The sequence below is a fragment of the Rhodococcus rhodochrous genome (assembly GCF_900187265.1).
Classification (GTDB): domain Bacteria; phylum Actinomycetota; class Actinomycetes; order Mycobacteriales; family Mycobacteriaceae; genus Rhodococcus; species Rhodococcus rhodochrous.
Map to the genome: position 1 here is coordinate 3996661 of NZ_LT906450.1, position 13092 is coordinate 4009752.

Sequence of the window (13092 nt, forward strand, 5' to 3'; positions counted from 1 at the left end):
TTCACCCTTTGTTCGCCCGGAACGGACGACTCCGCGACGGACCTGCACGAACGAACCGACCCCGTCACCGATCGGCGACGGGGTCGGTTCGGTTCCGAGGAACTGTTACTTGGCGCCCTGGTTGGCGACCGCTGCCGCACCGGCGGCCGCGGCCTCGGGGTCGAGATAGGTGCCGCCCGGATTCAGCGGGCGCAGGTTCTCGTCGAGGTCGTAACGAAGCGGGATGCCCGTCGGGATGTTGAGACCGGCGATGTCGTCGTCGGAGATCCCGTCGAGGTGCTTGACGAGCGCACGCAGCGAGTTGCCGTGCGCGGTGACCAGCACGGTCCTGCCCGCGAGCAGATCCTTGGAGATCGTCGACTCCCAGTACGGGATGAGGCGGGCGACGACGTCCTTCAGGCACTCGGTGAGGGGGACCTCGTCGACGTCGGCGTAGCGCGGATCGGCGTCCTGGCTGTACTTCGAACCCGGCTCGATCGGCGGCGGCGGGGTGTCGTAGCTACGACGCCACAGCATGAACTGCTCCTCGCCGAACTCGTCCTTGATCTCGGACTTGTTCTTGCCCTGGAGCGCACCGTAGTGGCGCTCGTTGAGACGCCAGTCGCGGATGACGGGGATCCAGTGCCGGTCGGCGGCGTCGAGCGCGAAGTTGGCGGTGCTGATCGCGCGGCGCAGCAGGGAGGTGTAGGAGACGTCGGGAAGCACGTTGTGCTCGACGAGGAGGGCACCGGCCCGCTTGCCCTCGGCGATCCCCTTGTCCGTCAGATGCACGTCCACCCAGCCGGTGAACAGGTTCATCGCATTCCATTCGCTCTCGCCGTGGCGGAGCAGAACAAGTGTTCCGATAGTCATGACCCAATCCTGACATGCACGGATGGCGATTTCGCCACGGGCGCCCCCGATCGTGGGCTATATCTGACAACGCGCGTTGCCAGGAACGCGGGAGTCGGCGCCGCGCACCACAGTTCGTCATCACCGACACACACGGGGGGTTCGATGTCACACGGGGGTCCGAAGTCACACGGGGGTCCGCAGCCCGACACACGCATGTCCCGCCGCACCGTCCTCACCGCCCTCGGGGCGCTCGGTGCCGCCGCAGCCCTTCCACCCACGGCAGCCGCCCTACCACCCACAGCGGCACAGCCGGGCCGCCGCGCGCCGGCGGTGCACTCCGGCGGACGTCGGGTCGCGATCCTCGGTGGCGGGATGGCCGGACTGGCCGCCGCGCACGAACTGATCGAGCGCGGCTTCGAGGTCACCGTCTTCGAACCGACCGCGCTCGGCGGCAAGGCGCGCAGCATCCCCTCCCCCGGCACCGCGGCAGGCGGCCGCCTCGATCTGCCCGGCGAACACGGTTTCCGCTTCTTCCCCGGCTTCTACCAGCACATCCCGGACACGATGCGGCGGATCCCGTTCCCCGGCAACCCGAACGGCGTGTTCGACAATCTCGTTGCGGGACACGGATTCCGGATGGCGATCCCCGGGGCGCCCGACCTCACCGCCCCGGCCTCCATCGCACCGCTGCGCTTCGACGTCTACGACCCGCTGAGCCTGCAGGAGAGCCTGACGGCAGCCTTCTCCCTCGGCGGCTCGATCCCCCCGCACGAGCTCGCGGTCTTCATGCGCAAACTCGTCATGTTCCTCACCAGCAGCCTCGAACGTCGCAACGACCAATGGGAACACCAGACGTGGGCGCAGACCCTCGAAGCCGACGGCAAGTCGAAGGGCTACCGCGAGATCCTCGTCTCCGCACTGACCCGTCAGCTCGTCGCGGCACGGCCGCAGACCGTCTCGACCCGCACCATCGGCATCATGGGCCAGGCCTTCGTGTGGAACGCGATGGGCACCGTGCCCCAGTACGGACATCTCGACCGCCTGCTGTCGGCACCGACGAACGAGGCGTGGATCGACCCGTGGGCGCAACTCCTGCGCGACCTCGGCGTGAAGTTCGAAATGGGTTGGGCGGCCGAGGCCCTGGAGATCTCCGGCGGACGGATCACCGGTGCACGGGTCGTCGACGGGTCGGGCAATCGGGCCCGCGCCGAGGCCGACTGGTTCGTCGCGGCGATGCCGGCCGAACGCGCGGTCTCGCTGTGGTCACCCGAGATCCTCGCGGCCGATCCCGGCCTCGAACGGATGAACGCTCTGGTCACCGACTGGATGGTCGGCATCCAGTACTTCCTTCGGCGACCCACCCCCATCACGCCGGGTCACGTCGCCTATCTCGGTTCGCCGTGGGCGCTCACATCGATCAGCCAGGCCCAGTTCTGGCGCGGCGACTTCGCGCAACGGTACGGCGACGGTTCGGCACACGACTGCCTGTCGGTGGACATCTCCGACTGGGACACCCCCGGCATCCTCTACGGCAGAACCGCCAAGCAGTGCACGCCGGAGGAGATCGCCCGCGAGGTGTGGGCGCAGATGTCGGCCTGCCTCGAGGACGGGACGGGCGCGATCGACGAGAACGATATCGTCTCGTGGTTCCTCGATCCCGGCGTGAAGTGGGGAGCCGGCGGCGTCACCAACGACACCCCGCTGCTCATCAACACCGCCGGGTCGCTCGCGAACCGGCCCGAGGCGCACACCGCGATCCCGAACCTGTTCCTCGCGGGCGACTACGTCCGCAACGACATCGACCTCGCGACGATGGAGGGCGCGAACGAATCGGCGCGGGCGGCAGTGGGTGCACTGCTGCAGACGGCGGGGTCGCCCGCCGCACCGCCCGCGCTGTACAAGTTGCACGAACCGCCCGAACTGGAACCGTTGCGGCGCATCGACGCCGACCGGTACCGGGCGGGACAACCGCACATGCTGGCCTGATCGGACAGGGTCCGGACAGCGGAATCCCCGGGAGACACACGGTCTCCCGGGGATCCACATTTCGTCGGCCCGTCCGTCAGGCGTTCAGGGCACGCAGATCCTTCCGAAGGATCTTGCCCGCAGAGGATTTCGGCACCGTGTCGATGAACTCGACCTGCCGGACCTTCTTGTGCGGCGCGACCCGCGCGGCCACGAAGTCGATGACCTCGTCCTCGGTGACCGTCGAATCCGGCTGCCGGACGACGAAGGCCTTCGGAACCTCCTCGCCCTCGTCGTCGCGGACCCCGATCACCGCGGCGTCGGCGATCTGCGGGTGCGTGAGGAGCAGGGCTTCGAGTTCGGCCGGCGGCACCTGGTAGCCCTTGTACTTGATGAGTTCCTTGAGCCTGTCGACGATCCGGACGGCGCCCTTCCCGTCGACGGTGGCGATGTCGCCGGTGTGGAGGAAGCCGTCCTCGTCGAGGGTGTCGGCCGTGGCCTCGGGGTTGCCGAGATAACCGGCCATGACGTTGGGCCCCTTGCACCACAGTTCGCCGGGCGCCGAAACACCGTCGCCGGTGGGATATTCGACTTCCTCGCCGGTCGCGGGATCGACGATCTTGCATTCCATGTTCGCGATCGTCGGACCCACGGAGTCGAGCTCGGTCTCGTTGTCGTCGAAGGGGATTGCGTGCGACACGGGAGACATCTCCGACATGCCGTAGCCCTGTCGGACGTTGCAGCCCAAGCGCTTCGCAACGGATCCGGCGAGTTCCTTGTCGAGTGGTGCGGCACCGGAGAAGACCGTGTGCACACTCGACAGGTCGTACTGGTCGACGAGGGGGTGCTTCGCGAGCGCGACGGCGACCGGCGGTGCGATGAACACGTACGTGCACTTGTGTTCCGAGATGTAGGTGAGGAAGTCGACGAGGTCGAACTTCGGCATCGTCACCAGCGACGCCCGGTTGTACAGCGCGGCGTTCAGCAGCACGGTCATGCCGTAGATGTGGAAGAACGGCAACAGCGCGAGCACACGGTCGTCGGCGGAGATCCCCATCCGCGGGGTGATCTGGCAGACGTTCGCGACGAGATTGCGGTGCGTGAGCATCACGCCCTTGGGCCGGCCGGTCGTGCCCGAGGAATACGGCAGCACCGCGAGATGCGTCGCCGGATCGAACTCGACGGTCGGAGCCGGGGAGCCCTCGGTGAGCAGGTCGCGCAGGGACGGGTGGCCCTCGGCGCCGTCGAGCACGAAGAGCAGCTCGTCGGGGATCCCCGCGGCCGCGGCGGCCTCCTCGGCCTGCGGCAGGAACGGGGAGACCGTGAACAGTGCGGCGGCCCCCGAGTCGTCGAGCTGCTTCGAGATCTCACCGGCCGTGTAGAGGGCGTTGATCGTGGTCGCCGTGGCACCGGACCTCAGGATGCCGTGGAAGACCGAGGCGAAGGCCGGCACGTTGGGTGCGAGCAGCCCGACGACCTTCCCCACGCCGATGCCCCGGGCGGCCAGCGCTCCGGCGACGGCGTCGATGTGGGCCACGAGTGTGCGGTAGTCCGTCACGGCGCCGGACGCGCCGTCGATCAGCGCGGGTCGATCGAGCTCGGACTCGTCGAGCGAACCGAACAGGAAGTCGTAGACACTCGATGCCGGGATGTCGACGTCGGGAAAGGGACTGCGGAAACTCATTACTCATCCTCCGAGCATTCTGCTGGCACGCCGTGCCGACTTTCGGTCGAGTTCACACTACCGCAGCGGCTGTGAAGCCCGTCACACGTGTTGTGTGAGGATTGCGAGGATACCGTTCCCGGCGCGATTCGCCTGCCGGAGAGCACGAACCCCGCATGCGACGGATCGCACGCGGGGTTCGGAAGCTACCGGGTCTGCGCCCGGAGGCTACCGGAGCTGCGCTCAGAGGTACTGACCGCAGACCGGCCATGCACCGACGCCCTGTCCGGCGAGCACGTTCTCGGCGACGCGGATCTGCTCCTCGCGCGAGGCGTTGCTCGCGGTGCCGGAGCCACCGTAGGCCTCCCAGGTGCTCTGCGAGAACTGCAGGCCGCCGTAGTAGCCGTTACCGGTGTTGATCGCCCAGTTGCCACCGCTCTCGCACTGTGCGACGGCATCCCAGTTGCCGGATGCGGCGTTGGCGGTACCGGCACCCAGGGCGAACGGGGTCGCAACGAGTGCAGTGGAGGCAGCGAGGGTGCCCAGGGCGCGCTTGATCGTGAACTTTGCCATGTGGATGAATCCTTTCCGGCTGCTTGCGAGGCCCCGACGCAATGGGTCCGCCACATATGGCTGGACGGTCGGTGCCGGCAACACGGTGCGGTGCTGATACACGCCCGGTCGCTCTCTCGCTCCACCCCTCGGCAGGTTGTGGATCCGACAATCCCGCGGGGGTGGAACGAGCGGCTGCGGGGCCGGTGTGTAACGCCCGTCGGTATCGGGCCTACATCGACGGTAAGGGTTCATCACGGCGAGGTCACGGGTCGATTTTCCGGTACGGCTGTGCGAGAAACCGAACCGGCGATCGACAAAACCGCAGGTCGCTTCGAGGGAACGCACCGTTTCCCGGACGTTTCCAGCGGATTTCGATTGTGGTGATGGTCACACGATACGGCCGTGCAGACCTCTCCAACCGGACATGTTCACGGCGCGGTAACGGTGTTCGGCAACGCCGTCACCCGTTCGCTTCGCGCCGATCCTCGGGTTCGTCGTCGTCCACATCGGGCTCGAACGGCGTGCCGGTCTCCTCCTCGATGAGGTGACGGAACGGCTCGAGATTGCGCAACGGTTCGCCGCGCGAGACGCGCCATTCCCATTCGCGCTTGATCGACGTGATGAAGCCGAGACCGAGGATGATGTTGAAGTCGTGGTCCGCTGCCTCGAGGACCTGCCCGAGGACCGCGTCGATCTCCTCGGGGGTCACCGCGTGCGCGGCGATGCGTCCCACCAGGTAGATGTCGCCGACCTTGTCGAGCGTGTACGCCACGCCGTAGAGGCGCCGGTTGCGGCGCAGCAGGTAGCGGTACACCGATTCGAAGTTTTCGTCCGGCTTGCGGCACACGAACGCCTCGACCCGCACACCGTGCTGTCCGACGCTGAGCAGGGTGGTCGTCTTGAGTTTCTTCTCGCCCGGGAGCTCGACGACGAAGTGCCCGCCCTCCTTGACGGAGAATTCGAGCTCGCGATCACGCAGCGTCGAATCGATCAGTTCGATGAGCCGGTCGCTCATGCCGTGACTCCCCTCGTCCGTCGCAACTTCCACACTCCACGCTGCCGTCGCAGCGAATGCTCGCCGGTACCGAAGGCGCGGTTGCGTCGCATCCCGGCCCGTCGGTAGCTGTCGAGCAGTCCTTCCGCGGTGTGTTCCCACGAGAAGGACTCCGCATGCACGGGCGCGGTCGCCGCGAACCGGGCGAGACGATCCGGATCGCCGACGAGGGAACGCAGCGCCGTCGCCCAGTCGTCGATGCGGTGCCCGTCGACGAGCATGCCGGTCTCCCCGTCGCGCACGGCGACGCCGAGACCACCGACGTTCGCGGCCAGCACGGGCGTGCCGCAAGCCTGCGCCTCGATCGCGACGAGACCGAACGACTCCGAATAGCTCGGCACCGCAACGAGATCCGCAGCACGGTAGACCTGGACGAGACGGTCGGGCGGCTGCGGCGGGAGGAAGGTGACCCGCGACGCGATACCCAGTGCGGACGCGAGTTCGATGAGCGCGTCGGGGCGCTCGAGACCCGTTCCCGACGGCCCTCCCACCACCAGGACCCGCAGCGGCATGCCGGGGTCGTCGGCGAGTGCCCGCGCCGCGGCTTCGAGCAGCACGTCGGGAGCTTTGAGCGGCTGGATGCGGCCCACGAACGCCACGACGGTCTCGCGCGGGTCGAGTCCGAGTTCGGCGCGGGCGGCCGCGCGGTCGCCGGGCCGGTAACGATTCAGGTCGGCGCCCGGCGCGACAACGTCGATCTTCGCGGGATCGGCCCCGTAGATACGTTCGAGCTGCCCCGCCTCGTCGGCGGTGTTGGCGACCAGGCGATCGGACTCCGCGACGACCTGCTGCTCCCCGATCTGCCGGGCCGCGGGTTCGGGGGTGTCGCCCTCGGCGAGCGAGGCGTTCTTCACCGCGGCGAGCGTATGGGCGGTGTGCACGAGCGGCACGCCCCAGCGGTCGCGGGCGAGCCAGCCGACCTGCCCCGACAGCCAGTAGTGCGAATGCACCAGGTCGTAGTAGCCCTGCGGGTGCCGTGCCTCCTCGCGCAGCACGCCGGCGGCGAATGCGCACAACTGCGTCGGCAGATCGTGTTTGTCGAGTCCTTCGAACGGACCGGCCTCGATGTTGCGGACGAGCACCCCGGGCGCGGCCTGCTGCACGGCCGGGGCGGCCGACGAGGTCGCGCGGGTGAAGATCTCGACTTCGACGCCGCGACGCGCGAGCTCGACAGCGGTCTGCAGGACGTACACGTTCATACCGCCTGCGTCCCCGGTTCCGGGCTGCGCCAGCGGCGAGGTGTGGACCGAGATCACGGCCACGCGGTGCGGGCGGCTGGGCTGGGACGTCACCCCTCCATACTGCCCTGCTGCCGATCTTCGCGTGTCGCCGCCTCCGCCGTCGCAGCTCGAGCGAACTCTCCGACCTCCGACGCGAACCGGTCGGGATCCTCGACGAACGGACCGTGGTCTACGCCCTCCCAGATCGAGGTCGTGGCGCGGCGCAGCAGCGACGCCGCATGGTGCGCCGCGGAGACGTCGACGACCGAGTCGGCGTCGCCGTGCAGGAGGAGAACCGGCACGTCCAGGCCGGCGAGCAGGTCGTCGTTGCCCACCGCTCGGTCGAACAGCGCCGCACGGACCCGGGGCGGGGTGGACAGGCTCGCGCCGAACAGTGCCTGCGACACCGCACCCTTGCCCTCGAGGAGAGCGCTGTCCTCGACGGGACCGGTGAGCGCGTTGCCGAAGGAACCGAGCGCGCGCACCGCTTCCTTCGGGTCCTCGGACATCGCGGCGGGGATCGCGGCACGCATCGAGGCACCGACGCGTCCGCCCTTCTCGCCGCGCCCGATGCTCGTGATGGCACCCACGAGGACGAGGCCGGCGACGGCTTCCGCGCCGTGTTCGGCGAGATAGTCGCAGATCACCAGACCGCCGTAGGACCATCCGAGCAGCACCGCCGGGTTCGTCCCGGAGACGTTCTCGGCGGCGAGCACCGCGGCGAGGTCGCCGGCCCAGAGCTTGCGATCGGCGTATCCGGTCTCGGGAGCCTGCGAATAACCGTGTCCGCGCAGGTCGACGGCGACCACACGGAAGTCGCGGGCGAGTGCGTCGAGAACCCCGTCGCCCCAGCACCGCGACGACTGCGCCCATCCGTGGAGCAGCACCAGGACCGGTGCCGTTTCGGAGCCGAATGCGCGATACACGAGGGAGGTGCCGTCGATACCGGCCACTTCACGAACTGCCATGCGCGTCACTCTAACCGTGCCCGCACATGGATCCCGCCGGCACAGGTGACCGCGAGGATGCCCGCGGCGACCGCCACGAGATAGCCGGTGCCGGCATCGGTCCGGTCGATGACCTGTCCCACCAGCGCAGAACCCGCGGCGACACCGACCCCGAGACCCGCGACGGTCCACGTGATGCTCTCGGTGAGCCGGTCGGGCGGCACGATCTGCTGCGTCAGCGACGTCGCCACGATCATGATGGGCGAGATCGCGCATCCTGCAACGAAGTACAGCACCGTGAGCATCGGCACCGAACCGGCGAGCAGCAACGGGCACAGCAGGACGGCGAGAGTGCCGGTGGCGACGAACAACTGGCGGGTCGGGGCATTCGACCCCACCCGGCTCCCGAAGACAAGGCCGCTCAGCGCCGAACCCGTCGCGAACAGTGCGAGCGCGAAGGTGGCCGATCCCGGGGAGTCCTGTTCGGCCGTGAACGCGACGGCCGCGACGTCGATCACCCCGAAGACCACACCCATCGCGACCATCACCACGACGATGGACAGGAGGACGGGCATGCGCAGGATGTTCGTCCGCGCACGGCCGTCGGTGTTCGGTTGCACGGGCGGTTCCGTGCTGCGCAGCGCCGCGAGGGCGAGGGTGCCGACGAGCAGCAGGACCGCGCCGAGCAGCGGGCCGGCCTCGGGGAAGACCGCCACGCTCAGGCCCACCGACAGGACGGGGCCGACGATGAAGCACAGCTCGTCGACCACCGCTTCGAGCGCGAAGGCGGTGCGCAGTCGTGGAGTGCCGCCGTAGAGCTGCGTCCACCGCGCTCGCACCATCGCGCCGATCGTGGGCATGAGTCCCGCCGGGATCCCGCAGACGAACAGCCACACCGTGGGCACCTCGAATCGGACGCCGGCGAGCATCGCGAGGGTGGCGACCGCGCTGACGGCCGCCGCCGTGGGGAGGACCCGCCGCTGGCCGTACCGGTCGACCGCGCGGGAGACGAGCGGGGTGAGTACGGCGTACGACAGCGCGAACACCGCGGACAGTGCACCGCCGACCGCGTAGTTCCCCTCGAGCTGCGAGAACATCGTGACGATGCCGATCCCGACCATCGCGATCGGCAGGCGCGCCACGAATCCCGCGAGGCAGAACGCGGCTGCGCCCGGCGCTGCGAACAACTCGCGGTACGAGCCACCCTTCTCTCCTGTCACGTGCTTCTCGCGTTCTCTTCGGTCCGATCCGGTCCGGTCAACGTTATGGCCGACCGACCGCGCCGGGTGCAGGTGCCTCCCCGCGTCCGCACATCGCTGCCCGATTCCGCACGTTCCGTGACGGGAGCGGCCATGCTGGGTACATCCGGAGAACGGACAGGACGGATCTACGGAACGGAGCGGGCATGGCGGTGCACGAACGACACGGACGGCTCTCGTCGAAGGAACTCTCACCGAGGAATCTGTGGACCCGGTACCGCGCATCGGGAGCGGATCTACCCTTCGGGAATCCGCTCGCCGCGCACGGCGTCGCGATGGAGGGTTACTTCTGGCGCTTCACCCAGCCCGGAACCGACCGCGTCGTCATCGCCCTGTGCGGGGTCAACCGTGCCGACGACTCGGCAGGACCGGGCTCGCACTGGGCGACGCTCGGCCTGGCCGCCCATCCCGGCGGTTTCCTGCGCACCGCCGCGCATCCGGTGGCCGCTGCCGATCCCGATCGGCTCGGCGCGTCGGCCGGCGACGTCTTCTGCGGCGACAGCGAACGCGTGTGGATGGATCTCGGCGACGACGCCCGTCTCGACATCCGACTGTCGGATCTGCGGCCTTGGCCGCGACGCCGCTTCGGCGCGTCGAGCGTCTTCCATTCCGTCCCCGGCCTCAACCAGTACTGGCATTCCTGGCTGCTCGGCGGCCGGGTGGAGGGCCACGTGATCCTCGGCGACGAGAAGTGGGATCTGACCGGATCCCAGGTCTACGGCGAGAAGAACTGGGGCAAGGGAGGTTTCCCCGCATCGTGGTGGTGGGGTCAGGCGCAGGGCTTCGCCGATCCGCAGGCGTGTGTGGCCTTCGCCGGTGGGCAGGTGCACTCCGGTCCGCTGCGCACGGAGGTCACGGCGGTGGTCGTCGCGTTGCCCGACGGGCGCGTGGTGCGACTGGGCAATCCCGTCACGTCCCCCGTCCGGGCGACGGTCACCGACGAGAGCTGGCACCTGCGCGGCCGCAACGCCCGCTGGAGCGTGGAGATCTCCGGAAGTTCACCCATCGGAGCGGCGCACGTCCTACCGGTCCCGCTGCCCGCGGAACGACGGAACGTCGCCGGTTCGATCGAACATCTCGGCGGTCACATGACCGTGACGGTCCACGAACGCGGGAAACTGGTGTGGGCCGACGAGTCGCATTCGGCCGCACTCGAACACGGCGGGCTCGACCGGGCCCGGGCGGAACTCGATCGGCGGGGTGCCGCAGCGGACGCGACGGACGCCCCACCGATCGTGTGAAGCCGGCGGGGCTCCGTCAGAGTTCGGTGCGCTTCATCGCCGCGATCGGATCCGAGAACAACGAGCTGAGCGAGACGACCCCCGCGGCGTGGGCCTGCACCCGGTTGCCGAAGCCGGTGATGCGGATGTCCTTGCGCGGCAGGGTGGTCGACGCGGCGAACGCGCGGGCGACGTGCGGGACCGCGGCCGGGTACTCGGTGAAGGCCTGTCCGCCGAGGATCACACGGTCGGGGTTGAACAGGTCACGCAGCATTCCGACGGTGCGGCCGAGCACCGTGGCCCGCTCGACGAGCAGACCGTGCGCGGCCTCGGATCCGTCCCGTGCGAGGCGGTAGAGCGACCCGATGGTGGCGTCGCGGTCGGTGAGGATGCCCTCGGCCACGGCGCGCTGTACGACCGCCCGGTCGCTCACCGTCGCTTCGAGGCAGCCCGTGCCGCCGCACGAGCACCGCGCCGACGAACCGGTGGGGAAATGCGTCACCGAGCCCGGACCGCCGGCAGGGGTGTGCACCTTGCCGTCGAAAGTGATTGCCACACCGGCCGTCTCACGAACGTAGAAGTACAGGCCGGTGCCCTTGGCCTCGGGGGCGTCGCGATCGGGGGTGAGGAGCAGTTCGGAGGCGGCCATCGCCTCGACGTGCGCGGCCACCGAGACCGGCAGTCCCATACCGCCACCGACGATCGCGCCGACCCGGGCGTCGACCCAGCCGAGCCGCGGGTGCGTGACGACGGCGGTGTTCGAGTCCACCCGCCCGCCGAGTGCGACGCCGACCCACAGCGGGGTGCGGCGGTGCCACCGTGCGGCGAAGACCTTGGCGCTCGCGGTGATCGACGCGAGCGCGGCGTCCTGGTCGCCGGTCGGCGTGGGGACCTCGACGGCGCCGATGATGCGACCACGCAGGTCGCTGGCGACGATGCCGGTGGTGACGGCACCGATGTGGATGCCGACCGTCAGGTACCGCTCGTGGTCGACCTCGACGGGAACGCGCGGCCGGCCGACGGCGCCGGGTTCGGTCAGGTCGGCGCGCTCACGCAGAAGACCGGCCGAGAGCAGGGCCGACACCTGACGATTGACGGTGGCGATGCTCGCACCGGTGACCTTCGCGATCACGTCGCGGGAGACGGGGCCGCGGTTGGCGGCGACACGGAAGACCGACGCTCCGGTGCCGTCGGCGATACGCAGGTCCGGCGGGACGATCCGGACCGGGCTCGACACACGAAAGGTGCGGGGACGGACGACCGTTGCGCGCGTGGATCCACGAACAGCGGAACCGGTGGCGCGACGGGGCGCGGACGACCGCGAGGGAAGGGAAACGGACGGCGAGAGAGTGGGAACCGACACGGCGCTGATCCTTGGCTGCTGATCCGGACGTGATGACCGGAGGACGGGCGGGAGACGATCGACGCACCGAGACCCCGGCGTGGAGAACACGATCGGAGACGGACCCGCACGACGAGGGGCGGGATCGGTGCGGAGTTACTTTCCGCAGCAGCGACAACAGAGTTCGCGCGCCAGAGGCAGCCGTGATCCCAGCGCGGCGGTCACGTAGGTGACCCGCGGTGCGGAGGTGTGGCCGACTGACATGTCGATCAAACTATCGCCCCGACCGCGTCGTGTCCAATCCTCACCGACCCGGTGGGAAACCTTCCCGCACATCCCCGCGCGCCTGCGCGGTCTCCGCCGACACCGGGGCGAGCAGCAATGCCTCCCACGCGTCGACGAGCGCGGCGAGTTCGACCGTGGTGGGGGATTCGCCCGCACGATGACATCGCGCCAGCGCACCGACGGTGCCGGAGTAGACCAGTCGCAGACGTTGCCCGGCGATGTCGTCGGGCAGCGGCCCGAGCAGGGTCCGCAGCGCAGTGTCGGACCGGCGGCCGCTCTCGGTTCCCGTCGGTCCGGTGACGCGGAAGCACTCGGCGAACCGGTCGTGGTTCGACAGCCGGTCGAGGAAGGCGACGTAGTGGTTGGTGCGGCCGAGCGTGCCGGCCAGGGGGCGGATGATCACCCACAGCAGGTCGCGGACCGAGAGGGTCTCCCGCGTCCGCAGCATCTCGGCGAGGAGCGCTTCCCGCTGGGAGTTCAGGGCGGGCAACCGGTGGGAGAAGACCGCCTCGAGCAGTCCCTCCTTGGTGCCGAAGTAGTACCCGACCACCGAGGAGTTGTGCTGTCCGGCGGCCTTGCGGATGTCGGCGAGGGTGACCCCGTCGTATCCGCGGCGGGCGAAGAGCCGCTCGGCGGCCTCGACGAGCCGGATCCGGGTCTGTTCTCCCGAGCTGTATCGACCGCGGGTGGTGGTCATACGCCGCAGGGTAGCCGCACGGAGGGGACTTCGCAGGCCGGGAGGTGGGGC

General features: G+C 69.3%; 10 protein-coding genes and 1 pseudogene. 2 read left to right on the forward strand and 9 right to left on the reverse strand.

All coding sequences use genetic code 11. The features are described from left to right. Positions 1–105: 105 nt before the first annotated feature. On the reverse strand, positions 106–852 hold the full coding sequence (locus CKW34_RS18280; protein ID WP_059383356.1) for a phosphoglyceromutase: 747 nt from the start codon (positions 850–852) through the stop codon (positions 106–108). 195 nt (positions 853–1047) lie between these two features. Here CKW34_RS18280 and CKW34_RS18285 point away from each other — a divergent pair, with 195 nt between their 5' ends. Then, the gene (locus CKW34_RS18285; protein ID WP_080968328.1) at positions 1048–2820 is read left to right on the forward strand and encodes a hydroxysqualene dehydroxylase; all 1773 of its coding nucleotides are present in this window, start codon (positions 1048–1050) and stop codon (positions 2818–2820) included. Positions 2821–2896: 76 nt separating this feature from the next. Here the strand turns inward: CKW34_RS18285 and CKW34_RS18290 are convergent, their stop codons facing one another. The 6 genes and pseudogenes from CKW34_RS18290 to CKW34_RS18315 form a co-directional block, all read right to left on the reverse strand. Beyond that, a complete protein-coding gene (locus CKW34_RS18290) occupies positions 2897–4483 on the reverse strand; it encodes an AMP-binding protein (RefSeq protein WP_059383358.1) in 1587 nt (528 codons plus the stop codon). Positions 4484–4708: 225 nt separating this feature from the next. Next, positions 4709–5035: pseudogene (locus tag CKW34_RS18295) on the reverse strand (transglycosylase family protein); the annotation flags it as partial. Between the two features lie 442 nt (positions 5036–5477). Further along, positions 5478–6032, reverse strand: a complete 555-nt coding sequence (locus CKW34_RS18300; RefSeq protein WP_059383360.1) for a type III secretion system chaperone family protein — start codon at positions 6030–6032, stop codon at positions 5478–5480. Next, the gene (gene mshA / locus CKW34_RS18305; protein ID WP_059383361.1) at positions 6029–7363 is read right to left on the reverse strand and encodes a D-inositol-3-phosphate glycosyltransferase; all 1335 of its coding nucleotides are present in this window, start codon (positions 7361–7363) and stop codon (positions 6029–6031) included. Before mshA ends, CKW34_RS18300 begins: the two co-directional genes overlap by 4 nt. Further along, complete coding sequence (locus CKW34_RS18310; RefSeq protein WP_059383362.1) at positions 7360–8259, reverse strand: alpha/beta fold hydrolase; 900 nt, start codon at positions 8257–8259, stop codon at positions 7360–7362. Before CKW34_RS18310 ends, mshA begins: the two co-directional genes overlap by 4 nt. A gap of 5 nt (positions 8260–8264) precedes the next feature. After that, a complete protein-coding gene (locus CKW34_RS18315) occupies positions 8265–9458 on the reverse strand; it encodes an MFS transporter (protein ID WP_059383363.1) in 1194 nt (397 codons plus the stop codon). A gap of 185 nt (positions 9459–9643) precedes the next feature. On the opposite strand from CKW34_RS18315, the gene CKW34_RS18320 reads away from it, so the two are divergent. Continuing rightward, positions 9644–10738 carry a tocopherol cyclase family protein gene (locus CKW34_RS18320; RefSeq protein WP_059383364.1) on the forward strand — a complete coding sequence of 365 codons (1095 nt, stop codon included), beginning with the start codon at positions 9644–9646 and terminating at the stop codon, positions 10736–10738. Between the two features lie 16 nt (positions 10739–10754). Here the strand turns inward: CKW34_RS18320 and CKW34_RS18325 are convergent, their stop codons facing one another. Further along, the gene (locus CKW34_RS18325; protein WP_059383365.1) at positions 10755–12080 is read right to left on the reverse strand and encodes an ROK family transcriptional regulator; all 1326 of its coding nucleotides are present in this window, start codon (positions 12078–12080) and stop codon (positions 10755–10757) included. Positions 12081–12363: 283 nt separating this feature from the next. Further along, positions 12364–13041: a TetR/AcrR family transcriptional regulator gene (locus CKW34_RS18330; protein WP_059383366.1), complete on the reverse strand. Its 678-nt coding sequence runs from the start codon at positions 13039–13041 to the stop codon at positions 12364–12366. Between the last annotated feature and the right edge of the window lie 51 nt (positions 13042–13092).

Coding starts and splice junctions, on each gene's coding strand:
- CKW34_RS18330 (WP_059383366.1), bottom strand. CDS start 13,041: ATGACCACCACCCGCGGTCGATACAGCTCGGGAGAACAGACCCGGATC.
- CKW34_RS18285 (WP_080968328.1), top strand. CDS start 1,048: ATGTCCCGCCGCACCGTCCTCACCGCCCTCGGGGCGCTCGGTGCCGCC.
- CKW34_RS18310 (WP_059383362.1), bottom strand. CDS start 8,259: ATGGCAGTTCGTGAAGTGGCCGGTATCGACGGCACCTCCCTCGTGTAT.
- CKW34_RS18280 (WP_059383356.1), bottom strand. CDS start 852: ATGACTATCGGAACACTTGTTCTGCTCCGCCACGGCGAGAGCGAATGG.
- CKW34_RS18320 (WP_059383364.1), top strand. CDS start 9,644: ATGGCGGTGCACGAACGACACGGACGGCTCTCGTCGAAGGAACTCTCA.
- CKW34_RS18290 (WP_059383358.1), bottom strand. CDS start 4,483: ATGAGTTTCCGCAGTCCCTTTCCCGACGTCGACATCCCGGCATCGAGT.
- CKW34_RS18300 (WP_059383360.1), bottom strand. CDS start 6,032: ATGAGCGACCGGCTCATCGAACTGATCGATTCGACGCTGCGTGATCGC.